This is a genomic window from Dyadobacter sp. CY356 (genome assembly GCF_021440195.1).
Taxonomy (GTDB): domain Bacteria; phylum Bacteroidota; class Bacteroidia; order Cytophagales; family Spirosomataceae; genus Dyadobacter.
On the sequence record NZ_JAJTSZ010000008.1, the window covers coordinates 176,063 to 202,323 of the forward strand.

Sequence of the window (26,261 nt, forward strand, 5' to 3'; positions counted from 1 at the left end):
CGTTTGGATAACTGTTTATTCGTATACCCATTTGGCAGTTGCCAGCTTTCGGCGTTTTTTCAGTTTATGGTGCAAAGAATTATACAAAATTACAGAGTTTCGTTTAGCGGACTTAGCAGAGAAACGTGGTTGTTGAGTCTGGTAATTCTGATCAATCGCTGCGGATATATGGCTGTGCCTTTCATGAGCATGTACATTACCCAAAGTATGCACCGAAGCATAGCTGACGCAGGTTTAATCATAACGCTGTTTGGCGTCGGTTCCGTTTTAGGTGCTCTGGCGGGTGGTTATTTTACAGATAAAATTGGTTTTCGTCCTGTCCAGCTAATAAGTCTGGTAGTAAGCGGAGGCATGTTCGCAGTTTTTGGACATATCGACGATTTTGACTTGCTCTGCGGTTTAACTATTATTCTTAGCTTTTTTGTTGAAGGATTCCGGCCAGCCAACAATACCGCCGTTGCTTCCTATTCATCGCCGGAAAATCTGACGCGGTCGTATGCCCTGAACCGTTTGGCCACCAACGTAGGGTTTGGCTTCGGAACCTCGGTAGGTGGTTTATTGGCTGCGATTGATTATCATCTGCTATTCTGGGTTGACGGCGTGGTATATACTTTCGCGGGGATTCTTATCCTTATTTTACTGCCAAAAAGTGAGAAAATAAAAGAAAAAACAGTTGAAGAAACAGAATCTTTAATGGTTCAGTCACCTTGGCGGGATATGTTTTTTGTACGTTTTATTATCCTGGTCACGATTTACATGGTGGCGTTTGTGCTCATTTTTCGACTTGTTCCCGTTTACTGGAAAGAAGAATGGAAAATCGGGGAATCTACGATCGGGATTTTATTGGGTATGAATGGTGTGATCATCGCACTTTTTGAAATGGTACTGATCCAGAATCTTGGCAACCGAAAAACCGATGCATTTTATATCATTTCAGGTATTATCCTCACTGCCATCGCTTTCCTTTTTCTGGTCGTTCCGGGCATAACGCCGGTGATTATCGCTGCTGCCGCGGTTTTGTTTTTTACAATTGGCGAAATGCTCACTTTGCCTTATATCAGTACAATGATCATAAGCAGAGCAACAGCGCTGAATCGCGGGAAATATTCCGCTGCGTATTCCATGTCGTGGGCCGTTGCGCAGATCATTGGTCCGGCCGGTGGTGGATTTATTGCGGCCCACTGGGGTTATAACAGTTTGTGGTTTGCACTGGTTTTTCTGAGTTTCAGTTGTGCGCTGGGATTTAAAATACTTTTCCAAAATCAAATCCCCCAATCTCATCTGCTATTGAAGGATTCCAAAACGGAGGACTGATTCTTATCGTTTTTTCTAGGTCAGTGATATTGAGTAAGGCGATTCGTTGTCACAGATCCATAAGAGGCAGTCTCAGGGATATAACAAAAGTAATCTGCAAGTTTGCCATCGCTTGATAAAAATTTTTTGAGCCCGTATTAGCTATCAGGTTCTTAGATTTTTTCTATGGCTAATGAAAAAACCTTTTTAATTAGTTTTTTGCAAAAGGCAACCGGGAACGTTATTTATACGTATATTGATTTATATTGAAGTGTGAATCAACCCATGAAAATTGATAAAAATACTGTTAAACTTCTGAGAATCCCGTTCTCATTTTTTCTGATGCCGCTGTTTTTGTTTGCATTTAGTCAGGCGAAAAATATAAATTATTTTGATGCTTCACTTTCTTTTTTTATCATACATTTTTTGATTTATCCGGCCAGTAATGGTTATAACAGTTACATCGACCGGGATGAAGACAGCATCGGCGGAATAGAAAAACCGCCTATGCCAACGGAAAGCCTTTTTTACGTGACCATATTTCTGGATGTACTTGCAGTTTCCCTGGCCTTTTTTTTTGTCGGTAAGTTCTTTGCCATTTGTTTACTGCTTTATATAGCAGCGTCGCGTGCATACAGTTCCAGACAAATCCGTTTGAAAAAATATGCTGTTATTGGCTTTCTGGTCGTGACAATTTTCCAGGGTGCTTTTACTTACTATATGTCTATGGCCGGGATAACCGGAAATTCTTTGGCACTCACCCGGGATAACCTTTTTATCCTGCTTGGATGTTCTTTTCAAATCGCTGGCGCATATCCACTTACTCAGATTTACCAGCATAAGCAAGACCTTCGCGACGGGATCACAACGCTGAGTTACAAATTGGGATACAGAGTTACATTTATTTTTACAGCGCTGATGTTTGCCTTATGCAATATTTTCTACTATTTGTATTTTCAAAGCCAGGATTCTGGAATGATTTTTTTTATCATACAGCTGTTCTTCATTCCAATCGTTTTGTATTTTTTTTATTGGTTTTATCTGGTCAATAAAAATACAGAAAATGCAAATTTCAGGAATACCATGCGGATGAACTGGATCGCCGCACTTTGTATGAACAGTTGTTTTTTTGTACTCATTATTATCAATTTTTTCCTTTGAGTTATATCACCGCTATTGGGACCGCAGTTCCGGAAAATTGTTTTTCACAAGAAGAATTGAGTTCATTTTATTTGAATTCGACGAATGATGACACACTGAAACGTAAAATTAAAATCGTTGCCGGAAAGACGGGTATAAGTCAGAGATATTCTGTTCTGAAAGACTTTGATCAAAATTCGAGTGATTTTGAATTGTTTTCACAGAATTCCACAGATGAACCGGGTCTGACAGACAGAATGATGCTGTATAAAAAATATGCAATTGAGCTATCTCTCGCAGCCATTCATGATATTGAAAATATTGATTCACACAAAAAGGAAATAACGCACATTATCACCGTTACCTGTACCGGGTTATTTGCGCCTGGTCTGGATATTGAGCTTATCAGAGAACTTGATTTGAAGCCGGATACACAGCGGAGCAGTGTCAATTTTATGGGCTGCAATGCTGCAATCATTGCGCTTAAAAGTGCAGATTCAATTTGTAGAAGTCAGCCAAATGCCAACGTACTGATTGTTTGTACGGAATTGTGTACGATTCATTTTCAGAAAAGATTTAATGATGACTATATTCTTTCCAATCTGATTTTTGGAGATGGTGCCGCTGCCGTATTAATGTCTTCTCAGCCTGATCAAAATAATTATCATAAGACGGTGGAGGTTAACCGGTTTAATTCCATGATCCTGCATCAGGGGTATAGAGACATGGCCTGGCAATTATCAGAAACAGGTTTCATCATGAATCTTACTTCGTATGTGCCGGGGTTAATAAAGGAAAATATTCTACCAATGTTAGATGAAATTGGGTTAAATGCTTCTGAGATAGCTTATTGGGCCATTCATCCCGGCGGGAAGAAGATTGTAGACGATTTTTCCATCGCATTGGGTCTTGATAAATGCACGTTAACTGAAACATATGATGTACTGAAAAATTACGGAAATATGTCTTCTCCAACCGTTTTATTTGTCCTTAAAATGATATTGGAAAAAGCAGAAGGTGCGAAGATTGGTGAAAAACTTTTCGCGGCCGCTTTTGGTCCGGGACTGAGCATCGAAACCATGCAACTGCAATATGTTTAGGTTGAGAAGTACAAAAAAGGAGCTTCTTGACCAGGAAGAAATTCCGGAAGAAGATTTATTTCAAAATCTGCGTGAACTGGATTTCATTAATCACTGGCTTGGAGGTTATAATATCTCTTTTTCAGCATTAAAATCGATTGTAAAACCAGGACGGCATTATTCATTCGTTGATATTGGTTGTGGAGGAGGCGATACGTTAAAGCGAATCAAGAGGTGGAGAACGAAACATGGTTATTCTATTGATTTACAAGGAGTTGATTTGAAGCCGGTTTGTGTAAAATACGCAGAAAACAATCCAGAAAACACAGGGATCCGGTTTATTTGTGATGATTACAAAAACGTATTCAACCATATCGAAAAGATTGACATCATTCATGCCTGTTTGTTTTGTCATCATCTTTCAGAAGCTGAGCTTTTGGCATTGGTCAGTTTTGCTGTAAGAAATAAATCAGTGCTGGTTATCAACGATCTTGAAAGAAATCCGCTTGCATACTATTCAATCAAATGGCTGACTTATTTGTTTTCAAAATCTTATCTTGTAAAAAACGATGCGCCGCTTTCAGTTTTGAGAGGTTTTAAAAAGAAAGAATGGATATCAATTCTAGAACAATCCGAAGCTGTTAATTTTTCAGTTAAAGATAAATGGGCTTTCAGGCATCTGATCATTGTGGATGGAACCAGAGAATAAAACATATAATTGTGCCATTATCGGTGGGGGCTTGGCCGGGTTATGTTTGGCTATTCAGCTTGCAGATGAGGGAATTAGTGTCGTTTTATTTGAAAAAAATGAATACCCTTTACACAAAGTCTGCGGTGAATATATTTCCCTGGAAAGCTGGGATTTTCTGGTTGGACTCGGTTTGCCTATTGAAACATACAATTTGCCCATCATTAATAGTCTGGGTATAAGTTCTGAACAAGGATTTATGCTAAACCAAAGCCTGGAAATGGGTGGTTTTGGTATCAGCAGATTTAGTCTTGATCATTATTTGTATCAACTGGCAATTGAAAAAAATGTTACAATTCTCCAAAATTGCAAAGTTAATTCCGTGGTTCAAGCCGGAGCAGATTTACAGGAAATTGATACGGTTAACGGAAAATTCAGGGCTTCTGTTGTTTGTGGAAGTTATGGAAAATATACGCCTTCATTTATTCAAAAAAACGAAAAGTATCATAGCCGGATCAATAGCAAAAGTACCAACTATATTGGTGTCAAATATCACATTAAAAGCGATTTGGCTGCTAATCGCATTGAGCTGCATAACTTCAGGAATGGCTATTGCGGCATTTCAAAAGTGGATCAGGACTGGCATTGTCTTTGTTATCTGACCACCGCTGAAAATCTTCAAAACAATGCAAAGGACGTTAAACTGATGGAAGAAAATATACTTTTCAAAAATCCGTTTTTGAAAGATTATTTTACCAAATCAGAATTTATAAATCCTAATCCATTGGTAATAAGCAACATTCAGTTTCGAAATAAACAAACAGATGTTGGGAATATTTTTCTTTTAGGTGATGCGGCAGGGTCAATCACGCCTTTGTGTGGAAATGGAATGAGTATGGGTATGAGAGCCTCGAAAATACTTGCCAGGGAACTGACAAAATACTTCCGGAATCAATGTTCGATTGAACAGGTATCAACAGCTTACAAAAAATCCTGGAATACAGCATTCAGCAACAGGATTATGGCAGGTTATTATTTGCAGAATTTATTTGGCAGGAAAAATACAACGCATTTTGCCTTAAAGCTGCTTGATAAATCGCCGGCATTAATGCGAAGACTCATCACATTAACGCACGGCGAAAAGTTTTAACGGCCTTAAACAGAGCGTTGTACTTTGTTTTGCTTGGCCATTGATTGTTTCGCTTCCTTAAAGTACTTGAACGAAACCCATAACATACCAAAACATTCCCCTTCTTCTTTACCTAAATGCTTGTGATGCACCTTATGCGCTTTACGAATTGCTTTCAGATAAAAGGAATCAGTGTTTCTGAAAATTTTAAAACGCTGGTGAATAAAAATGTCATGGACAAGAAAATAAGCCATTCCGTACAAAGTTATTCCGGTACCAATCCAGAACAATACATTGAAATGCTGCTGCACACCCAGGAAAAGGCACAGTATACCAGGCGTTGCGAAAATGAGGAAAAAATAGTCGTTTTTTTCAAAGAAATCTTTGTCATCTCTTTGATGATGGTCATGATGAAGAAACCAGAAAAGGCCATGCATCAGATATTTGTGTGCCAGCCAGGCAACGCATTCCATCAGAACAAAAGTTATAATTACGGTCAGGATATTTACAATAACTGGATTCATATTTTGCTTAAATTCTTATTCTGTCTAAAACTTCACTAAGGCATATTTTGAACCATTCCGTGTACTTTGCAGGATTCTCCTTCATGTCTGCGCGAAGGTTCTCTTCTGAAATATATTTGTAACTTAAAACTTCATCGGGGTTAATAACCGGCACCACATCTGTAATTCCCCAAAAAACATGGTCTAATTCATGCTCAGTCAATCCGTTATCCAGACCAGCTTCATAGCGGAAAGAGTATAAAAAATTTAAACCGGCATCAATTCCCATTTCTTCTTTCAATCGTCTTGTGGCTGCGTCGGAAGTTGCTTCATCAGGATAAGGGTGGCTGCAACAGGTATTGGACCACAAGCCTTCTGAATGGTATTTGCCATAGGCGCGCTGCTGCAAAAGCATTTCGCCGTTTGTATTGAAAATAAAGATAGAAAATGCCCGGTGCAAGACTCCTTTCTGGTGCGCTTCAAGCTTGGGCATCAGTCCAATTTCAACATCATTTTCATTTACAAGGACAACGTGATCATTCATGCTTTATTGATTTAGGATTTAAAACGGGCAAAGCAATTAGAATGCCTGTTTACAGTACTACTTTTTACAACAAATTATTGTCATAAAAGATCAAATTGATGCCTAAATAATGACTGAAACATTAAACCGATTTTGTTATAATCCGGAATTCTGATTCTCGCCGTCATTACCTTTTCCGGAGGCAATTCTTTAATTCTCAGAAATAATTTTTTATAGTAGAAATAAGCCAGATAAACGCCTCTTCTGGCTCCGGCTGGTAATTGTTTTATCCCAATGAGTGCTTCATCAAAATCAGCTTCAATTTCTTTCTGAATGTTCATTTTATCTTCAGCTGAAAAATGCTGAAAATTGACATCCGGGAAATAATTTCTGCCCAGCAATTGATAATCTGCCATCAGATCTCGAAGAAAATTTACTTTTTGAAATGCAGCGCCAAGTTTCATTGCATATGGTTTCAGGTCATCATATAGAACTAGGTCGCCCTGGGTGAATACACGTAAACACATCAGCCCCACGACCTCAGCAGATCCCATAACATATTGATTGTAAGAATCTTCGGTATGTTCTTTTTGATAAAGATCCATTTCCATACTTTTTAAAAAAGTATCGATCAATGCCCATTCAATTTTGTAGGTATGCACCACATGCTGAAAACTGTTCAGTATAGGATTTATGCTGATTTTCAGGTCAATAGCTTCCGTTGTATCCTTTCTGATTTTTTTCATCAAAAATTCCTTGTCATACGCATGAAAGCTGTCTACGATCTCATCTGCCAGTCTCACAAATCCATAGATCCCGTAAATCGGTTCATGATATTTTTTATCAAGAAACTGGATGCCTAATGAAAAAGAAGTACTATACAACTGAGTGGTCGTCTTGCTGCAAGAAGCCGAGAGATTATCAAAGATTGCTTTCATAGTTATTTCTTTAGGAATTTCAAAAGTTCTTGTGCTGCAATTTGTCCTGAAATAATGGAGGGTGGAACGCCTGGTCCGGGTACCGTTAACTGTCCCGCGTAGTATAGATTTTTAACCTTTTTGCTTTTCATTTTCGGTTTGAAAATCGCTGTTTGCATCAAAGTATTAGCCAACCCATAGGCGTTCCCTTTGTACGCATTATAGTCACTGATAAAATTAGAGACACAGTAGCTTCTCTTATATACCACGTGACTGGTTACATCTTCGCCGGCGAACTTTTCCAGCCGTTTCATTAACGCTTTGTAATATTCCTCCCTGACTTCCTCTGTATCATTCAAACCAATCGCTATCGGCATCAGCACAAAGATATTTTCCATACCTTCCGGTGCCACAGACGGATCTGTTTTCGATGGACAGCATACGTAAAAAAGGGGATTCGTCGGCCACTTTTTTTCTTTGTAAATTTCTACTGCGTGCTGTTCAAAATCTTCATCAAAGAACAAATTATGATGTCTCAGCTTATCAATTTTTTTATTTACACCAAGATAGAAAAGAAGACACGAAGGAGCAAACGTTCTTGTGGACCAATAAGAATCACTGTACGATTGCAGATAGTCGGGCAGCAGGTCATTTTCGATATGATGGTAATCTGCGCTTCCGATAATCGCGTCTACCTGATGGCTGTTACCGTTTGAATGTAAATGACTGATAGAGCCTGCATTAATTTCTAACCAGTCTACATTATGAGAATTTTTGAAATCTACGCCCTCGTTTTCAGCGATTGTCTTAAATGCATCCGCAACTTTTCCGAAACCGCCCATTGGATAAAATGTGCCTTGTTTCAAACCGGCAAAATTCATCAGACTATATAAAGCCGGTGTATCTTTTGGCATTGCTCCCAGAAAAAGAACCGGAAACTCTATGATGGCGAGCAATCTTGGATTCTTGAAATATTTTCTGACATGTTCACTAAAAGAAGAAAATAACTGTATCTGCAATGCGTCTTTGAAAAGTTTCAAACTGAAAAATTCGGTGACCGAATGGCCAGGTTTAAAAACCATTTCACCCATTCCAACCCGGTATTTAAACTCACCTTCTTCAATAAACTTCCTTAGTTTTACTCCGCTTCCTGTTTCAATGCCTTCAAATAACGTGCATATATCATCAAAATCTGATGGGATATCTATTACTTCATTTTCTCCAAAAACAACTGCAAATCCGGGATCCAACTTCTTTAATTCGTAGAAATCAGAAGTTGTTTTTCCAAATAAGTTGAAATAATTTTCATATACATCAGGCATCCAGTACCAGCTCGGGCCCATGTCAAAAATAAAACCATTGCTTTCAAAGGATCTGGCGCGTCCACCGCTTTTTGCATTTTTTTCAAACACTGTAACCTTTGTGCCGTTTGCAGCCAATATGGCCGAAGCGGCCATTCCTGCAAATCCGGAACCGATTACGGCAACGTCTTTTTTATTTGTTTTACCAGTCGGGTTAAGCATTGTTGGTTGTTAAAATTTCAATGAGAGTATCAATTGTTTTGATCTGCATGATGTTATTTTCACCGGCAATTTTCTGAACGTTCTGATCGCCCCCCGAAATGCAGATCACACAGGATCCGAAGTCATTATTCAGGTTTTTGACTAATTCAGTCAGCTCATTTTCGTATTGATTTCTTACGAAAAATGAATAAATGTGCGTCGGTTTACACTGTTCTACTACATTGGTTAAGTCATTATAAGGCACTCGTTGTCCCAGATAAATAACTTTTTTCCCATGTTGGCGTATAAGATAATTTGCAAATAATAATCCGATTTCATGATCCTCCGACTCATTAAGGAATAAAATCCAGGTTTGATCCGCATTTTTTGGTAACGGAATTGCTTCAATAGCACTGAAAAGTTTTTGTTTAATAAGATTAGACAAAAAGTGTTCCTGAGCCGGAAGCAGATCGTCCTTTATCCACATCAATCCTGTTCTTACAAGAAGCGGATATATTATTTTAGTGTATGTTACAGCAAGTCCAAAATGAGTTACCGCGTTTGAAAAAAGATCGTCAAAAAGTATCTGGTCATAAGTCGAAAGAGAAAGCAGCGCCTGATTTGTAATGGCTTCCACATTTTCTTCGCCTTGAAATGATTCGTTGATCACTTTATCAATCTCAGTATCCATTTCTGATTTACTGAGTTTGCTGATATGCGAAATCTTCATACCCTTGCTCATCAAAGTACATACGTTCAACAGTTTTTTAAGCTGATTTTCGTCGTAAAATCTGATGTTCGTTTCCGTTCTTTCAGGTTCAAGCAAACCGTACCGCTGCTCCCAGATGCGTATTGTATGGGCTTTTCGGTTGCTGATCCTTTCCAGATCCTTAATGGAGTATAAAGCCATTTTGTTTAACGTTTTTCAAAAATAGTTAAACAAAATGATTTATGTAATATTTTCATAAAATACTTTAAATAAAAATTTCATCTCACACATCAATTCTGTATTAATAACTGATCCTTTCACCTGGTTATAACTTATTGGTTTGAAATTAAATACAGAAAAAATATTTTCATGTTTTGTATGTTTTATGTAAAAAGTTATTACATTTGATATTGAAAATATCTACTGATTGATTTCAAAAGTATCATATCGTTATGGAGACGCAACAAATATTTTGGTCGGGAAACATTAAGCATTTACGACTGCGAAAAAAAATGAGCCAGGAGGTTTTAGCCGAAAAGCTTGGAATTTCGCGTGTGAAGCTGAATGCACATGAAAGCGGAAGGACCGTCAACCCGACGGTAGAAGATCTGGTGAATACTTCCGGGTTTTTCAAGATGAGTATTGACTGTCTCTTAAAAATGGATCTGTCAAAACTCAGTGAACAAAAACTGAAAGATCTGGAAGATGGCAGCCAGGCTTACATGTCCGGAAACAAGATCCGCGTGTTGGCCATTACGGTGGATAAGGATGAGAAAGAAAATGTAGAGTACGTTCCCGTGAAAGCCAAAGCCGGATATCGTTCTGGATATAGTGATCCTGAATTCCTGGCCGGCTTGCCAAGATTTAATCTGCCGAATCTGCCAAAAAATGGCACATTTCGTATGTTTCCTACCGTCGGAGATTCCATGCTTCCGGTACCGGAAGGCAGTGATATCATCACACGATATGTTCAGGACTGGCGGATGTTAAAAAATGAAACGCCATGTATCGTGATTCTGAAAGGAGAACAGGATTTCGTTTTCAAACAGGTCACAATAAATGAGGACGGGACAATGCTCTTGCAATCGTTTAATAAACAATATTTTGCGTACACTGTTCCGGTGTCGGAGGTTTTAGAATTATGGGAATATTACAGCTTCCATAGCAAGCAGCTTCCTGAGCCGCAGACTGATATGCAGCAGTTGCTCAAAATGTTACAGGAAGTTCAATATGAAATAAAGGAATTGAAAAAATAATTTAGATTTGGGTGTGGGTAATAAGGAATAACGGCTTCGGATTTGATCACCCGGAGCCGTTATTTTGTAATTGCGGTGATCATGCCTTTAAATATAAAAAAGTGAAAAGGCATGGAAGAATACCAGTAAAGCCTTCCATACAAGCCTTTTGGCCGGAAAGTTGCCGTTTGGGTTAATTCTTTTCCATTGATGCTGAATTCCAGCCAGGCCTCTCCGGGAAGTTTCATTTCTGCAAATAGTAAAAGTCGGCCCTGATTTTTGTCTGCAAGCAAAACTCGCCAGAAATCCAGCGTATCTCCTGAATGAATATCAATAGCCGAGGTTCTCCCTCTGCGCATGCCGACGCCACCCGCAAGTTTGTCAAAATAACCACGCAATTGCCAGAGCCAGGTTGCATAATACCAGCCGGTTTGTCCGCCAATTTGCCAGATTCGGGATTGCACCGTATGGATATCGCGGATCGGAAATTTTTTAATATCCTTGAAACAACCATCTACCGGAACCTGTATATACTGCGTCAGTCTGGTATTGATTCTCCCGCTGATCAGGGAATCTTTCCAGCTGGAAATAATTGCATTCTGTTCAATTTTTGTAAAAGCCGCAGCAATGGCTTCATGATAAGTCATGGGTTTAATATCGAGCAATTCCGAAAGTCTGTTGTCGCGGCATACCACTTCAACAGTCATGCTATCAACAAGTTTTTTTGCCAGAGAAAACGTGGTTGAAGTGACAAAGTAAAGCCAATAGGAAGATAGTTTCGGTGTCAGAACGGGCAGGGTGATGATGAAACGCTTCAAATTTCTGATTTCTGCAAACTCTAAAAGCATTTGTTTGTAAGTAAGAATATCCGGTCCGCCGATATCAAAACTTTCGCCATAGGTTTCAGAATTGAAAAGCACTTTTTCAAGCATGGTAATTACATCCCGGATGGCAATCGGCTGCGATTTGGTTTGAAGCCATTTTGGTGTAATCATAATCGGAAGTTTTTCAATCAAATCTCTTATAATTTCGAAAGAAGCGCTGCCTGAACCAATGATTATTCCTGCTCTCAAAGTTGTAAAATGATATTTTCCTTCTGCCAGAATATCCTCGACATTTTTTCTGGAAGCCAGGTGTTTTGACAAACTATGATCGTTAGTGATACCACTCAAATAAACAATGTGTTTTACCTGGGTTTGATTCATACGGTTCCGGAAATTTTCTGCTGACTTATCTTCCAGCTTTGCAAAATCATTTGAATCTGATGACATAGAATGGATCAGGTAATAAGCTCCGTCCAGATCGTCAGGAATTTCAGTAAGTGTATCCGGATTCAGAAAATCTGCTTCAATAACAGTAACCTGATTTTCAGAATTTTCGGGTGGTGTAAATCTGCCTTTGTCCCGGACACAACAAATCACATTGTGGCCATTTTCCAGTAAAACTGGCAATAATCTTTTGCCAATATAACCCGTGGCACCGGTTAGCAGGATTTTCATTGTAACGAAATTTGAAAGGATGAAGTAATTACTATCAGAATTCTTAATTTCTGTGACCAACCAGAGAACTTAACGTCTTAATTCTGTTGCTGTTTTAAATAATTCCCTAACGTTTAATAACATTTTAATAAAAATTCAATACAATTTTCAAGTATAAATCGTTAATAGGTTAACTTTGTATTGTTATAAAAAAAGATAGAATAGTCATGACACATGAAAAAGTTTTCACTTTGAAAAATCGCCGGGAGGTTAAAATAATCTTTGAGGCAACCTATCATTCCACAACACAAAAATTAAAAACGGACTGCGAGATCCTGATCAGGGAACCAGGTGAAAAAGCGTTTAGAACACCGATTGGTATTAGTCATCCAAAATATTGGAAGTTGCAGACAGTTACAAAAGAGCAGGGGAGGGAGCTTATTTTATTGTATAGCGGGCTAAGCCGAAAACAAGTTCAACTGGCTGAAAATGAATTTAATCAGTTGATGCTCATGCCAGCCTGATATAAAAGATTTATAGTTGCCAGCTTCTTTCAATACGAGAGAAGCTGGCATTTTTGTTAGTAGATGCGTTTTACAACAACTTTACTATTGGTCAGCTGAGCTGCATATGCCCGGGCGTTTTCATTAGGAAGGGAAATGAAAGTCTGTTTTTTCTTTTTCCCATCGGTGGTTACCCAGTTGGCGGAATAAATCTCAAATGGAGGTGCGCCTGCATAAATCGGACGATTATCAGAATGCACAAAATTGTCTTCTTCTTCATAGGCCAATTCAAGGTCGCTTCCTTCTAATACCTCACAGATAATTCTCAGTTTTCCAAACTCATCATCTGCCAGACCTTTAATACGCGCTTTTCCGAAAAAGGGCTCTTCCCCGAATTCCCAGCGATCGTAGTATTCTATCACATTTCCTATTTGAGAATCAATATAATCTGCACTTAACTTCGTGTCCTGGTCCATGGTAGTAACGGCTTTGTTTAACATTTCTTTTTTTTATAATCTTATCACTGATCCCAGTGATTTAGACTGACTGGTAATCCTGACTTCCTATTTAAGTCAAAAGTATGACTTTCAATTTTGTGAATATTTGCAAATATAGGAATGCAGTTATATCTATAACACAATCCAGGCTTTTAATTAGTGTATTTAGTGGTAAAATATAAAAAAAATTCAGATATACGTAGGATTTTAAAATTGTCTGAGAGAAACGTTTATTGAAATTTATTCATAAATTATTTTATACCAGAGCCTTACAAATATTTTTTAAGCTTTTTAAAGAGAAATAAACAACCGTTTTGATTGAATCTAAATTATATTGTTTGAAAGAAATATCCTCCGCAAATCCGTTTTCCAAACTATTGGCAAAGCAGGACTTACGGAGGACTAATTAAATTCAAAAGATATTATCCTGAATCTTAAAAAATAAATTTCGTACTTAAAAAATTGGAGCTGTTTTCTCTCACAATTTCATTGATCAGCTGATTATTGCTGTCGTTCATTTTAAAGGCAACAAGTGAACGTATTGAAAACGAGCGAATTGCGTCGGGTATAGAAAGTGTTCCTTCCGCGCTGTCCTTACGTCCTGTAAATGGAAATGCATCCGGCCCTCTTTGTGATTGCGTATTGATGTTGACACGGCTAACCAAATTCACAAGCGGGTCAATAAGCCAGGAAACTTCCTGAGCATTGTTGCTAAAAATACTTACCTGTTGTCCATGCGTAGACGCAATCAGAAAATCAATGGTTTCTTCCAGATCATCAAAAGGAACAATAGGAATTATTGGCCCGAATTGTTCTTCATGATACAACTTCATCTGATCGTTTACAGGATAAACAACGGCGGGGTAAAAGAAAGAAGCTACGGACGTTCCTCCGTTTTCATTCATAATTTTTGCCCCGAATTTTTCCGCGTCTGCAATACACTCGTTCAGATAATCAATTTTATTAGGTTCTGGTAACGGTGTCAGCGATACGCCTTTTTCCCAAGGCATTCCAAATTTTAGCTGACCAACTGCAATGTTGAATTGTTTGATAAATTCATCGGCAATACTTCTATGTACCAAAACGATTTTTAACGCAGTACAACGTTGCCCGTTAAAAGACAGTGAGCCTGTAATGGTTTCTTTAACAGCGAGAGGAATATCTGCGTGCGCTGTAACAATTGCCGCATTTTTAGCATCCAACCCCAGAACGGCACGCAATCTGTTCACTTTCGGATGTTGCTTTTTCAACTCATTTGCAACTTTACTGGACCCGATCAAGGTTAGAACATTGATTTTTCCTGATTGCATCAAGCCCGGAACGATAGCATTTCCACGTCCATAAATCACGTTTATCACACCTTTTGGAAAACAGTCCCGGAATGCTTCCTGCAATGGGTAATGTAAAAGCGTACCAAATTTCGGAGGTTTGAACAAGATTGTATTGCCCATGATCAATGCCGGGATCAGGGTTGTGAATGTTTCATTTAAAGGATAGTTAAATGGTCCCATACACAAAACCACGCCCAGGGGCGACCGTCGAATTTGGGCCGCAATGCCGTCAACAATCTCAAAACCGGACGAATCTCTGTCCAGGTGTTTCAAAGAATCAATCGTTGCATAGATATATTCAACAGTGCGGTCGAATTCTTTTGTGGAATCAGCAAAGGATTTACCAATTTCCCACATGATGAGCTTGACGATAATATCTTTTTGCTCTATCATTTTGCCCGTAAATTTTTCAACATGATGAATACGTTCTTCAACGCTCATGATGGGCCATTCGCCACGGCCGTTGTCGTACGCTTTCACAGCGGCTTCCAGCGAGGCCTGCGCTTCTTCCTCAGTACAAACAGGATAACTTCCGATCAGTTTTCTTTCTAGACCGTTTTCAGTTTTGATACAAATTGGAGAATATACCTCATGAACCTGGCCGTTCCATTGCTTCATTTCTCCATTACTCAGATATTCCCGCTGGTGAATTTCAGAAGGAAGGGAAAACTCAGCCGGAACATCCTTTGCCTCAACAAAGATGTTTTCTAATGTGGTTTTGAAATCCATTTTTAATTTTTAAAAAGGTACAAGATACATGAATGCCCGAATCATTGCAGATCAATTTAAGACCATAATTATTGACATCACGCTATGAAGGTAAAAGTATTTTTTATGCTGTTGAATTGCAATGCCGAGTTCATCGCAAATATGGTATTAATCAATTATAAGCTGCTTTTGCCGCAGCAGACGCCGCCTGAGCAGTAAACTTTATTGATTTATTGTATTAATAAAGTCAATAATTCCTCTGGAATCCAGTATCAGATCCATATCCATTTTATTTATAGCACTTTGCGGCATATAAGGCATTTGCGCAGATTCGGGATTTTGAGCGATGATAAATCCACCGGCATCTTTTACGGCTTTCAAACCGGCCGTTCCATCGTTATTTGAACCCGACAAAAGCATAGCAACAAGAGACGAACCAAAAGTATCCGCCGCTGACTCAAAGGTAACATCCAGACTTGGCCGGCTGTAATTGATTTTTTCCGAAATGTCGAGCGAGAAGAAATGGTTTTTTTCAATTAACAGATGGTAGTCAGCAGGAGCAAGGTAAACGTGACCAGGAAGGATAGGATCCTTGTCATCAATTTCTTTTGTTGGTAAGAATGTTTTTGTAGAAAGCAGATCAGAAAGGGAAGAATCGCCCGAATATTTACGGTGTAATACCAGTATTATGGCTACATCCAACACCGGTTTCAAGGCTGGAAAAACCTCAAACAAAACAGAAAGGCTACCCGCGGAACCACCGATAACTATGGCTTTATATCTATTTTTTACATTGTTTTCTTCCATATTTTTTCCTTATCCAATTGCTTGTATCTCGATTGTATGGTTGAAAATTTCAGCGTTTCTTTTGAACCCAGGGCCAGATAACCAAGTGCTCCCAGGCTTTCATCAAACAACTTTAAGGCTCTTTCCTGCAAATCTTTATCAAAATAGATTAGCACGTTTCGGCAAAGAATCAGGTCAAATTCATTAAAGGAACTGTCTGAAACAAGGTTGTGTGTAGAAATAATTATTTTCTCAGATAAATCTTCATTGAGTTTTGCCTGTCCGTAATTGGCAGTATAGTAAGTAGAAAAATCTTTTACACCGCCAGACGCTATATAACTTTCTGAATATTGTTTCATTTGGTGCAGCGGAAAAATTCCCTTTCTAACCTTTTCTAGTACGCTGGGGTTCAGATCAGTGGCGTATAAAAGTGATTTTTTCAACAAATTGGCTTCCTGCAACAATATAGCCATTGAAAAAACTTCTTCACCTGTGGAGCAGCCGGCATGCCAGATTCTGATGAAAGGTTTGGTGCCTAAAATCGGCAGAACTTCTGTTCTCAAAACTTTGTAAAAGGCCGGATCCCGAAACATTTCTGTCACGTTCACGGTAATCTCTTCAATAAATCGTTTCAGATAATCTTCTTCTGTTCTCACCCGATAACGCAGCTCTGCAAAGCTTGGAAACTTATCGAGCGCGAATAATCTTATGATACGTCTTTTCAGTGATGCCTTGGAATAGTTGGCAAAATCATATCCGTATATCTCAAATACGTCATTCAAAAGAAGATCTATTTCCTCGTCCTCGATCATAGCAGGTTCTAAATACTTCGTAGCAATTCTAATAAGTGGTCAACATTTATCGGTTTGGAAATATAGTCGTCTGCACCGGCCCTGAGACATTTCTCCTTATCCCCGACCATAGCCTGTGCTGTTACCGCAAAAACGGGTGTCTGCCGCCTGGCTTCAATATTTTTGATGAGCGGAATTGCTTCATAACCATCCATATCCGGCATCATCATATCAATCAGAATTACATCTACAATTTCATCCGTTTTCAACAATTCCAATGCTTCCCGCGCACCGGTACGGGAAATACTTTCAAATGACTTTGAACGCAGGGTAGCAGAAAGTGCAAAAATATTTCTGGCATCATCGTCAATGATCAACACCCTTTTTTTGTGCATAATTTGTAACTATAAGTCTGTACTATTTTTCAGTAACGTTGATCAGGATTTTGCATAGAGCCATACGCGTAATAATGACATAAGCTGATCTATATCAACAGGTTTGGTTATATAATCCGAAGCCCCGGCGTTGATACATTTTTCTCTGTCACCAGTCATCGCTTTGGCAGTCACCGCAATCACCGGAAGATTTTTCCATTGATAATTTTCGCGAATCCTTCGGGCAGTTTCGTAACCATCCATTTGCGGCATCATCATGTCAAGCAAAACTACATCTATTGCAGGATTTTCGTGAAGTTTTTGTAAAGCTTCCTTGCCATCAAGCGCAGTAATGACGTTCATTTTATAATTTTCCAACGATTTTGTCAGTGAAAAAATGTTTCTGACATCATCATCAGCGATTAGAACTGTTTTTCCCTGTAAAATTTGTTCTAATGCCCCGAGCTTTTTGAAATCCCCATCCCTTACCTGTGGTTTTTTGCTTTCTTCAACAACATGAAGGAAAAGCGATACCTCGTCCAGCATGCGTTGATAGGAATGTGCAGTTTTGACAATAATAGAATCTGCATACTGTTTAATCCGCAGCTCTTCACTCATTGACAAACTTTTTCCGGTGAAAATAATAATAGGAAGATTTTCGAAACCCGGATTTTTCTTTGCTTCTTCCAACATTTCGTAAGCCTGTTTATCAGGAATTCCCATATCCAGGATCACGCAATCTACTTCCTTATTTTTCAGGGCTTCTACACCTTCAGAGATATTACTTCTTAATTCGGAATTGATATTGAAAGTTTCCAGGAAATAAGCCAATGCTTTGGCGTGCTGCGGATTATCTTCAACGATCAGTACTTTTTTCGACTTTTTGCTCAATACATATTCAATCTTTTTAAAGATTTCCTGCATCTTGTCAAGCGCCATGGGCTTGTCAATAAAATCAACCGCTCCTTTCAATAAACTTTCATTTTTAAGTTTATGGGAAGACATGATATGTACAGGAATATGCCGGGTTTTCTGGTTTGATTTCAGCTTGTCCATCACTTCCCAGCCACTCATAATCGGCAGCTGTAAATCCAGTAAAATTCCCAGCGGTTTAAAACTTTCGGCCAGTTCCAGTCCTTCATCACCACGCACTGCTACAATCCCTTTATAACCCTTTTTTCTGGTATATTCCAAAAGCGATTTTGCAAAGTTGGTATCGTCTTCAATGATGAGGATGGATTTATCCTTTTCCGTAATTGAAGATCTGTCATCCGGAATATTTTCAGGAATTACGGTACTGATGAAACGGGTATCCACTGATTCCTCTTTTTTAGTAAACGAATCAGTTGTTGCTACGCCGAATAAATTTTTATTTTCCTGTACTTGAACCTGTTGACTTTGAGAAACGGGAATGATCAGTGTGAACTCACTTCCTTTACCTGGTTCACTGATCAGCGAAATTTCACCTTTGAGCAATTTTACCAATTCACGACTAATTGATAATCCAAGCCCGGTTCCGCCGTATTTTCTTTTAGTGGATCCGTCTGCCTGCTGGAATGCTTCAAAGATAAGCTGCTGTTTTTCAGGCGGAATTCCAATTCCGGTATCCTTTACAGTAAATGAAACCGTGTTGTTATCAACAGGATTAGTGTTAACAGTCAGTTCAACTGAACCTTGTGATGTGAATTTCAGCGCATTTGAAATCAGATTTTTAAGTATTTGTTCAAGACGCATTCTGTCGGTCTCAATAATGGCCGGAACATCGTCTGCTACTGAAATTTTAAATTCCAGGTTTTTCTCTTTTGCAATCTGATTGAAAAGTGATTTTATATCACCGGTAATATCCCGGACGGAAACCCTTGCATAATCGAGATCCATTTTTCCAGCTTCGATTTTGGAAAGATCCAGAATTTCATCAATCAGCCCCAGTAAGCCGTTTCCAGACGACTGAATGACAGTTGCATACTCAACCTGATCACTTGTTAAATTTTTCTCATCATTTTCAGCAAGTAACCGGCTAAGCAGTAATATCGAATTGAGTGGCGTACGCAATTCGTGGGACATATTGGCCAAAAATTCTGATTTGTAACGTGTTGTCAGTTCGAGTTCATCAGCCTTTTTCTCTATTTCCAGATTTTTTTCTTCGAGTAAACTGCTGCGTTCTTCAAGTTCGCCGTTGGTCTGTTGCAGTTCTTCCTGTTGCACACGTAACTCTTCTTCCGAGGCCTGAAGTTTTTGAGATTGCGCTTCAAGTTCTGCATTCAGGTTTTCAAGCTCATTGTGCTGCGTTTGCAGTTCTTCTGATTGCGCCTGCGTTTCTTCAAGGAAATCCTGCAATTTTACATAATCCAGCGCGGCGTTCACGCTGATAGAAAGCATTTCAAGATTTTCAGTCAAAAACTGAATTTCTAACGGGCCGGGTTCTCTCAATAATCCGATTTCAATAATCCCGATGCATTCATCAGCATAAACCAGCGGTAAAATGACCAGGCAGGCTGGTGCGGTATGTCCAAGTGTGGAATTAACTGTTATGTAATTTTCGGGCAGATCACGGATAATGACCGAATTTTTATTTTTAATCACCTGGCCTGCAAGTCCGTCTCCGCCATTTATTGTTTCAGGCGCGTGGCTTGCTGCATAATGACCGGTCAGTTTAAAATTCCAGTCTTTATCAAGAATATAAACCGTACCAAGGGGCGCATTGATGTAATCTGTAATAGTATTGATCAGATTCTCGGCCAGGTTCTTCAAAATTCTTTCTCCGCGAATGGCATTACTCAATTTTACAGTACCGGTTTGCAGCCAGTTTTTGTTGGACAAGTCATTAAATGTTTGTTCCAGAGATCCTGTCATACTATTCAAAGCCGTTGAGATCCTTCCCAGCTCATCGTCCATATTATCCGAACTTCTCACGGAATAATCACCTTCGGAAACAAGTTTGGTAATACCTTCAATGACATTGATTCTTTGGGCTGTTTCAATATATTTTGCCTCAGCTTCTTTCTGCTTACGAATGCGGTCGTCCAGATCTTTTTTGATACGGAAATAGGCGAATGCGGTAATCATGATGGATATCAATGCGGCAATCACAAGCAAAATTGGCGTGTAAGTAATGTATACCTGCTGCGCTTCTGTTCGCTCTTTCAGCATCTTATTCTCCTCTGTTTTTATTCTTTCAACGATCATACGAAGGTTGTCCATGACCAGTTTGCCTTTCAGCATTTCTATTTGCCTGGCTTTGGCGTCAAATGCAGATTGATCGTTTTTCAGCGTTTTGTCAATGATCTTTTGCATTTGTATGAACTTTGATTCATACAGTTTTTTAACCTGGTCCAGATATTTTTGCTGAACAGGATTGTCGCTTGTCAAAAGAATCAGTGTATTATAACTTGCCTCCGTTTTTTCGTAGGAACCATTGTAGGGCTGTAAAAATTGAGGATCCAGCGTGACCAGAAAACCGCGTTGCCCGGTTTCTGCGTCCTTCATGTAGGATATGATGTTTTCAGCTTCAATCAGAACCTGATTGGTGTGATTGACAAGCTGGGAGTTCTTGATCAGTTTTTGCGTACTGTAAAAGGAAGCAAAAAGACTGAGAACCAAAAGGACAACCGAGACGGAAAATACAATTTGAAGTTGCCGGATTATTGAATTGGCGGACGTAGCAGGCATATTTTTATTGGTAGATCTTTTCTGTATTGCTTGGCTGAATGGCTTCGTTAGTTTGATTTATTGGCAGAATTATTATAAAACTTGCGCCTTCGTTTTCATGACTTTTTGCGGAGATCAGACCATTATGCTTGTCCATTATTTTTTTTGCAATGGCAAGTCCGATACCTGTTCCTTCGTAACTGCTTTGGTTGTTAAGTCGCTGAAAAATTACAAAAATCCTGTCAAGAAACTTTTCATCAAAACCGATTCCATTATCACTTATGGTTATGCGGCAATAATTCCCGGACTCCGATGGCAGACTGTCAAAATCCTTGGAAGCAATTATTTCCGAAGTGATAGTGATGTTAGGAGCCGTGTCTTCTTTGGCAAATTTCAGCGCATTACTGATCAGGTTTTGAAAAACCTGACGGATCTGGCTGGCAATTGTATCTATTAAAGGAAGTTTGTCAACCCTGACAATTGCTTTTTTCTCTTTGATCTGGTCATCGAAATCACTCAAAATATCACTTATCAAATGATTTAAATCCGTCGGCTGAAAATTAGCCGAAATAGATAAGCGTGAATAATCAAGCAAGTCACTGATCAGTCTTGTCATTCGTGCAGAGGAACTGATCGATCTGTCAAGGTAAGAGGCTGCTTCCTGATTTCCGTTCAGGAATTTATCTTTGATCAGATGGTTAAACGTCTGGATTTTCCTAAGCGGTTCTTTCAGATCGTGAGATACCACCCAGGCAAATTGCTGAAGTTCATGATTGGTAGTTTCAAGCTCCGAATTTTTTGCTAGTAGCTCTTTGGTTCTTTGAAGCACCTTATGTTCCAGAAGCTCATTAGCCATTTTCTGCTGGTGAATATCAGTGAAAGTACCAACCCAGCGGATGATATTTCCCTGCTGCATAACCGGTATAGTTTTCAACAGAAAATACCGGTAATCTTTTGTGACGAGATTTTTAATACGCACATCAGATGAAAATTCAATCCCCTGTGCCACTGATTCTTTCCAGATTTCCCAGGAATTGTCATCCGGGTGAATTTCCGGCAAGGTATCCGAATCATTAGAATACTGGAACCAGTGCTGATTTACATACTCAATCTTACCATTCGTAGACATGGTAAATGCGATTTGCGGTAGTGATTCAAGGACAAACTGCAATTCCTGCATGTTGGAAGCAAGATTTTCCTGAGCCTGTTTTCTTACCTCAATTTCGTTTTGCAGCGAAATCTGAATCGCTTTAAGTTCCTGCTGTTGTTCGTAAAGTTTGTTGAATGTTTTGACTTTCAGTAATAAAATATCCGGATCAACCGGTTTTGTCAAATAATCAATACCACCCGAAGTATAACCTTTGGTAATAAATTTTTTCTCTTTATTTACTGCGGATAAAAAAAGGATGGGTGTATCCTTTGCTTTTTTAAATCCTGATATTGCTTCTGCAACCTCGAAACCGTCCATTCCAGGCATTTGCACATCCAGGATAATGAGCGAGTAACTGTTGTTCAGAATTTTTTTCAGGGCCTCTTCTCCGGATTCTGCGCTGTCAGTTTTGAAGTTATTCAGTTCAAGAATTTTTTTCAGAGGAAGGATATTTTCGGATCTGTCGTCAACTATAAGAATCATAATTCAGAAATTGAACTTATTAATGGACCAGCCTTTAATATATTCTTATATTTTAAAAAGGTTTACGGAATAGAATTCAATGATAATACATCTGGTATATCTTAAATCAGGTATTTAAATATCATACCAGATTTTATTCCAAACGTATTAAACATCCGGAAAAATTGCAATTTAAGGATATTGGGAGGATTTTTTCTCTGTCGGTTGTTATTTTAATAAGCCGTCATTTTTAAGATATCCGATAAATTGTTTCACATCATAACCATTCATATCAACAATCTTCTTTTCGAATAGTGAATGTCTTTCGCTGTTGTTGAAATCGTTTAATGCTTCATCTGTAATAACTTTTAATTCGGCTACCCATTTCTGGATTGTGATGAGGTGATGAATATACGCAGTTTCAAATTCTGCAACGATATCCTGACGGCCTTTCAGTTTGGCCAGTTCGATGATGGATATTACAATATACTCCTGATCGGCAGTGTATTCTGTACTTTCATTGGATGCATCAATATTGTTCAAAAAGACTTTTATCTCCTGAAGCCTGGATTTGCTAAGATTTGATGATTGCGGCATAATATAAGCAATAAAAGGTGGGGTGGGGAATTATTCCCACAGGTTGTAAAATTAGTACGGATCCTACAATGATTCGGTGGAATCTGTTTCACCCAAAGGTTTATAAATATTATGCCCCTAAAATTGATGTTTGGAATGATTTTTTAGAACCAATAGCTGAGAAGAATAATAGTATAATTGATATAATTTATTAAATATTTATAATATGGGCAGAGAACTGGAACTTCACGGCCTTGATCATAATACAAGGCATAAAAAAGCCAACAGACCTTTTGAAGACGTGCAGGGAGTTAAAAATCGAGTTCCTGTACAATTTAAATCAGAAGGGCACGAAAAGTTGGTAGAGAAAACGGCCATACTAAATTCGGCCAGGGAAAGAAGATTGAGAGAGGAGCCTCCTACAAAAGCAAGGTTAACAATAAGGGAGAAAAAGAGAAATCCTGTCAGATCCAGTATAAGTTTGGCCGATGAGTAGCCATTATGAAAAAATAGCCGGCAAAGTCATTCTTGCAGGCTATTTTTTTTTGAATATTACTCAATATCGCGAATTTTTATTTTGATATCATGCGGTGCAACTTCATCACCACCAAAATAGGGAAGGAGCTTATAAGAAACTCCAAGTCCGCCTGAGCAATGACGCGGCATAGTCGTTTGTTCACCGTTGAAAATAAAAATGTAAGTATTGTTCAATGTTGACAAACCGAAACTTCCCACCTTACCAAGAGCCAGTGTGCCCAATTGTTTTTCTTGTCTTTGGCCGGCTACATAAATATAAGCGAAAATGTTTATCGCATTGTCCCGCCAGTTCCATCCGAACCTTGCGCTGTTTTCATGATGCAGAGAATTACAATCCGAAAATCCCAGCAGCTTGTTAATGTCATATTGATTGCCTGCATCAACAGTTTGATAAATACAGGTACTGTCAAAAATCGCCTGAAATTTTAATTCATTTGCTGTGAACAGAGGGTTGGAATTATCGTCAATTTCGTGATTTCCTTTACTGATTTTATAGGTAACATAGTCATCTCCAAAGCTGGGCTGATTCCCTATCCATTGACAGGAAAAACAACAAAATATTAAAATGATGAGTGAAAAGCTGATTTTCATAGATTAATAATTCCGCCTGAGTTCAAAAACAACGTTACTAATGGACGTTTGTTGAACGACTTGGTAACGTTAATATTTAATGATGGTTTACAAATTTATAAATCAGTTTTCCTGAGGAGCATTTGTTTTGATTTCTCTGGTGCCGGCATAAAGTTCATATTCCAGTAACCGGCAATCAATCGTACTGGTATAAAATTCAATTCTGCGCTTCGCTTTCAGACCAATTTTTTTTGCCAGATCAAGATTTCCGGTGAATACATAACCAAAATAACCTTTGCATTTTTGTTTCATGAAATCCCCGATCCGGGCATAAGTTTCTTCCAGCTCATCAATTTCGCCCAAGCGGTCACCATATTCCGGATTGACAAAAAATACACCGTTTTCTCCTTCGGGAACTTCGGTGTCAGCAAAATCACAAACACTGAATTCAATCATGTCGGCCACGCCGGCCGCGATGGCATTTTTTTTCGCATTATTAACAGCCATTTCACTGATATCCGTTGCAAGAATTTTTAGTCCGGAAACTTCAATGATCTGGTCTTCCAACGTATACATTTCACTATAATAAACTTCTTTGTCGTAACCCTGCAAATGCATAAATGCAAAATTATCACGGAACAAACCCGGACGCGTTTTACTTGCGATCAAAGCTGCCTCAATAGCCAGGGTTCCTGAACCGCACATGGGATTGATAAAAGGCGAAGTTTTATCCCACTTGCTCGCCAGAATCGTTGCCGAGGCGAGTGCTTCCAGCATAGGCGCACGGCCTGGAATTTTCCTGTAACCATGACGTGCAAGTGAATCTCCGGAAGTATCCACGAAAATTTCTGCGTAATCATGTTTCCAGAAAAGGTGAATAACTGCCCCTATAAGTTCAGATCCGGTCGAGGGGCGATTTCCTCTTTTATCTCTCAAACGGTCAACTATGGCATCTTTGACCCGAAGGTTCGCAAACATTCCATTATTGATTGTTGGATGCTGCACGTTACTGGTAACCGAGAAATAGCCGGGATCAGGAAGAATATCCTCCCAGGCCATTTTTACAAGATGATTATAAACGTGATCGGGGCTTTGTGCTTCAAATTGCTGAAGACTGTAAAGTACCTGACTAGCGCAATAAAGGTTAAGGTTAAGTCTGATACAATCATTAATGGTACCTTTTATGCGAACACCGGTAACAAAAGCCTCTTCAATTTTAAACCCCAGATCTTTTACCTCCTGTTCAAGGTATGGCGCCAGGCGCTTGTTGCAGGTAATAATGATCGGAGCTTCGGTGGTATATAATGACATGACTGTGATTTGCAATTCTGACGGAAAAGTGGCAAAGGTAACGGTTCGTGATGGAGTTTTGATATGTTGATTGAAATGTTTGATTTAAAATTTGATCTGGTTATTTCTTAAAATAAAATATTATTGCAGTTTATGTGATTCTGCTATATGATTTCGGTTGATTTTTATCTATTTTTAGAACTTAACAAAACATTATTCTGATGACACAGGAAATTAACAATCCTTTACCAAGTGCTTTTGTAGCTATTGACCTGGCTACCAAAGCTTCCGGCTTTACCATGGCGTCTGATATTCAGACTTGTTCACTCTTAAAAACCCTGGCGGCTTCAAAACCTGGCGGGAAATTTCTTGAACTCGGAACCGGTACCGGATTGTCAACTTCCTGGATACTCGCAGGTATGGATAGCAGCTCAACTCTGATATCCATCGATAATGATGAAAAATTTCTGGACATAGCCGAAAACCATCTATCTCAGGATACTCGTCTGGCGTTGGTTTTAGCTGATGGTGAAGATTGGGTAGAAAGTAATCGCGAGATGAAATTTGATTATATTTTTGCTGATACCTGGCATGGGAAATATTTGCTTTTGGATGAAGTTTTAGAAATGTTAAACAAAGGCGGTATCTACATTATCGATGATATGCTTCCACAGCCCAACTGGCCGGAAGGTCATGACAGGAAGGCGATTAACCTGATTAAAGATCTGGAAGCAAGAAAAGATCTGGTATTGACAAAACAGGTTTGGGCTACCGGGATTGTGATTGCAGTAAAAGTGTAGGAATTATAATAAAAATGCCTGAGTCGGTTTCCGGCTCAGGCA

25 protein-coding genes are annotated in these 26,261 nt (G+C 38.9%); 9 read left to right on the forward strand and 16 right to left on the reverse strand.

Annotated elements, in window-relative coordinates; all coding sequences use genetic code 11:
• Positions 1–66 precede the first annotated feature (66 nt).
• From LXL81_RS23040 to LXL81_RS23060, 5 genes are all read left to right on the forward strand, one after another.
• Positions 67–1,314 (forward strand): MFS transporter, encoded by a 1,248-nt coding sequence (locus LXL81_RS23040; protein ID WP_234649286.1) that lies wholly within the window; start codon positions 67–69, stop codon positions 1,312–1,314.
• Positions 1,315–1,578: 264 nt separating this feature from the next.
• A complete protein-coding gene (locus tag LXL81_RS23045; RefSeq protein ID WP_234649288.1) occupies positions 1,579–2,454 on the forward strand; it encodes a UbiA family prenyltransferase in 876 nt (291 codons plus the stop codon).
• The gene (locus tag LXL81_RS23050) at positions 2,451–3,533 is read left to right on the forward strand and encodes a type III polyketide synthase (protein ID WP_234649290.1); all 1,083 of its coding nucleotides are present in this window, start codon (positions 2,451–2,453) and stop codon (positions 3,531–3,533) included. The genes LXL81_RS23045 and LXL81_RS23050 overlap by 4 nt, the downstream gene beginning before the upstream one ends.
• Complete coding sequence (locus LXL81_RS23055; protein ID WP_234649292.1) at positions 3,526–4,221, forward strand: methyltransferase domain-containing protein; 696 nt, start codon at positions 3,526–3,528, stop codon at positions 4,219–4,221. The genes LXL81_RS23050 and LXL81_RS23055 overlap by 8 nt, the downstream gene beginning before the upstream one ends.
• Positions 4,205–5,350 carry an NAD(P)/FAD-dependent oxidoreductase gene (locus tag LXL81_RS23060; RefSeq protein ID WP_234649294.1) on the forward strand — a complete coding sequence of 382 codons (1,146 nt, stop codon included), beginning with the start codon at positions 4,205–4,207 and terminating at the stop codon, positions 5,348–5,350. Before LXL81_RS23055 ends, LXL81_RS23060 begins: the two co-directional genes overlap by 17 nt.
• A gap of 5 nt (positions 5,351–5,355) precedes the next feature.
• Here LXL81_RS23060 and LXL81_RS23065 read toward each other — a convergent pair whose 3' ends face one another.
• From LXL81_RS23065 to LXL81_RS23085, 5 genes are all read right to left on the reverse strand, one after another.
• Positions 5,356–5,853, reverse strand: coding sequence for a sterol desaturase family protein (locus LXL81_RS23065; RefSeq protein ID WP_234649296.1), 498 nt, complete (start codon positions 5,851–5,853; stop codon positions 5,356–5,358).
• A gap of 7 nt (positions 5,854–5,860) precedes the next feature.
• Positions 5,861–6,376 carry an isopentenyl-diphosphate Delta-isomerase gene (idi, locus tag LXL81_RS23070; protein WP_234649298.1) on the reverse strand — a complete coding sequence of 172 codons (516 nt, stop codon included), beginning with the start codon at positions 6,374–6,376 and terminating at the stop codon, positions 5,861–5,863.
• Positions 6,377–6,456: 80 nt separating this feature from the next.
• Positions 6,457–7,293: a phytoene/squalene synthase family protein gene (locus LXL81_RS23075; RefSeq protein ID WP_234649300.1), complete on the reverse strand. Its 837-nt coding sequence runs from the start codon at positions 7,291–7,293 to the stop codon at positions 6,457–6,459.
• 2 nt (positions 7,294–7,295) lie between these two features.
• A complete protein-coding gene (locus tag LXL81_RS23080) occupies positions 7,296–8,795 on the reverse strand; it encodes an NAD(P)/FAD-dependent oxidoreductase (protein ID WP_234649303.1) in 1,500 nt (499 codons plus the stop codon).
• Positions 8,788–9,684, reverse strand: a complete 897-nt coding sequence (locus tag LXL81_RS23085) for a MerR family transcriptional regulator (RefSeq protein WP_234649305.1) — start codon at positions 9,682–9,684, stop codon at positions 8,788–8,790. The genes LXL81_RS23080 and LXL81_RS23085 overlap by 8 nt, the downstream gene beginning before the upstream one ends.
• 251 nt (positions 9,685–9,935) lie before the next feature.
• On the opposite strand from LXL81_RS23085, the gene LXL81_RS23090 reads away from it, so the two are divergent.
• Positions 9,936–10,739 (forward strand): helix-turn-helix domain-containing protein, encoded by an 804-nt coding sequence (locus LXL81_RS23090; protein ID WP_234649307.1) that lies wholly within the window; start codon positions 9,936–9,938, stop codon positions 10,737–10,739.
• Positions 10,740–10,798: 59 nt separating this feature from the next.
• Here LXL81_RS23090 and LXL81_RS23095 read toward each other — a convergent pair whose 3' ends face one another.
• Positions 10,799–12,217, reverse strand: coding sequence for an SDR family oxidoreductase (locus tag LXL81_RS23095; protein ID WP_234649309.1), 1,419 nt, complete (start codon positions 12,215–12,217; stop codon positions 10,799–10,801).
• 206 nt (positions 12,218–12,423) lie between these two features.
• Between LXL81_RS23095 and LXL81_RS23100 the strand changes: the two genes are divergently transcribed.
• Positions 12,424–12,720 carry a hypothetical protein gene (locus LXL81_RS23100; RefSeq protein ID WP_234649311.1) on the forward strand — a complete coding sequence of 99 codons (297 nt, stop codon included), beginning with the start codon at positions 12,424–12,426 and terminating at the stop codon, positions 12,718–12,720.
• 56 nt (positions 12,721–12,776) lie between these two features.
• On the opposite strand, the gene LXL81_RS23105 is transcribed toward LXL81_RS23100, so the two are convergent.
• The 8 genes from LXL81_RS23105 to LXL81_RS23140 all read right to left on the reverse strand — a co-directional run bounded on the left by LXL81_RS23105 (position 12,777) and on the right by LXL81_RS23140 (position 23,043).
• A complete protein-coding gene (locus tag LXL81_RS23105; RefSeq protein ID WP_234649312.1) occupies positions 12,777–13,199 on the reverse strand; it encodes a hypothetical protein in 423 nt (140 codons plus the stop codon).
• Between the two features lie 431 nt (positions 13,200–13,630).
• A complete protein-coding gene (locus tag LXL81_RS23110; protein WP_234649314.1) occupies positions 13,631–15,256 on the reverse strand; it encodes an NADP-dependent glyceraldehyde-3-phosphate dehydrogenase in 1,626 nt (541 codons plus the stop codon).
• Positions 15,257–15,457: 201 nt separating this feature from the next.
• Positions 15,458–16,042 (reverse strand): chemotaxis protein CheB, encoded by a 585-nt coding sequence (locus LXL81_RS23115; protein WP_234649315.1) that lies wholly within the window; start codon positions 16,040–16,042, stop codon positions 15,458–15,460.
• Positions 16,024–16,833, reverse strand: coding sequence for a protein-glutamate O-methyltransferase CheR (locus tag LXL81_RS23120; RefSeq protein WP_234649317.1), 810 nt, complete (start codon positions 16,831–16,833; stop codon positions 16,024–16,026). The genes LXL81_RS23115 and LXL81_RS23120 overlap by 19 nt, the downstream gene beginning before the upstream one ends.
• Positions 16,834–16,841: 8 nt before the next feature.
• Positions 16,842–17,207 (reverse strand): response regulator, encoded by a 366-nt coding sequence (locus tag LXL81_RS23125; RefSeq protein ID WP_234649319.1) that lies wholly within the window; start codon positions 17,205–17,207, stop codon positions 16,842–16,844.
• Between the two features lie 42 nt (positions 17,208–17,249).
• Positions 17,250–20,855 (reverse strand): response regulator, encoded by a 3,606-nt coding sequence (locus tag LXL81_RS23130; protein ID WP_234649322.1) that lies wholly within the window; start codon positions 20,853–20,855, stop codon positions 17,250–17,252.
• Positions 20,856–20,859: 4 nt separating this feature from the next.
• On the reverse strand, positions 20,860–22,467 hold the full coding sequence (locus tag LXL81_RS23135; protein WP_234649324.1) for a response regulator: 1,608 nt from the start codon (positions 22,465–22,467) through the stop codon (positions 20,860–20,862).
• Between the two features lie 207 nt (positions 22,468–22,674).
• On the reverse strand, positions 22,675–23,043 hold the full coding sequence (locus tag LXL81_RS23140; protein WP_234649326.1) for a hypothetical protein: 369 nt from the start codon (positions 23,041–23,043) through the stop codon (positions 22,675–22,677).
• A gap of 205 nt (positions 23,044–23,248) precedes the next feature.
• Here LXL81_RS23140 and LXL81_RS23145 point away from each other — a divergent pair, with 205 nt between their 5' ends.
• Positions 23,249–23,518 carry a hypothetical protein gene (locus LXL81_RS23145; RefSeq protein ID WP_234649328.1) on the forward strand — a complete coding sequence of 90 codons (270 nt, stop codon included), beginning with the start codon at positions 23,249–23,251 and terminating at the stop codon, positions 23,516–23,518.
• 56 nt (positions 23,519–23,574) lie between these two features.
• On the opposite strand, the gene LXL81_RS23150 is transcribed toward LXL81_RS23145, so the two are convergent.
• Together LXL81_RS23150 and LXL81_RS23155 are read right to left on the reverse strand one after the other, a co-directional pair.
• Positions 23,575–24,150: a hypothetical protein gene (locus tag LXL81_RS23150; protein WP_234649330.1), complete on the reverse strand. Its 576-nt coding sequence runs from the start codon at positions 24,148–24,150 to the stop codon at positions 23,575–23,577.
• A gap of 102 nt (positions 24,151–24,252) precedes the next feature.
• Positions 24,253–25,440 (reverse strand): class I SAM-dependent RNA methyltransferase, encoded by a 1,188-nt coding sequence (locus LXL81_RS23155; RefSeq protein ID WP_234649332.1) that lies wholly within the window; start codon positions 25,438–25,440, stop codon positions 24,253–24,255.
• Between the two features lie 200 nt (positions 25,441–25,640).
• Between LXL81_RS23155 and LXL81_RS23160 the strand changes: the two genes are divergently transcribed.
• Positions 25,641–26,219 (forward strand): O-methyltransferase, encoded by a 579-nt coding sequence (locus LXL81_RS23160; RefSeq protein ID WP_234649333.1) that lies wholly within the window; start codon positions 25,641–25,643, stop codon positions 26,217–26,219.
• Positions 26,220–26,261: the final 42 nt, after the last annotated feature.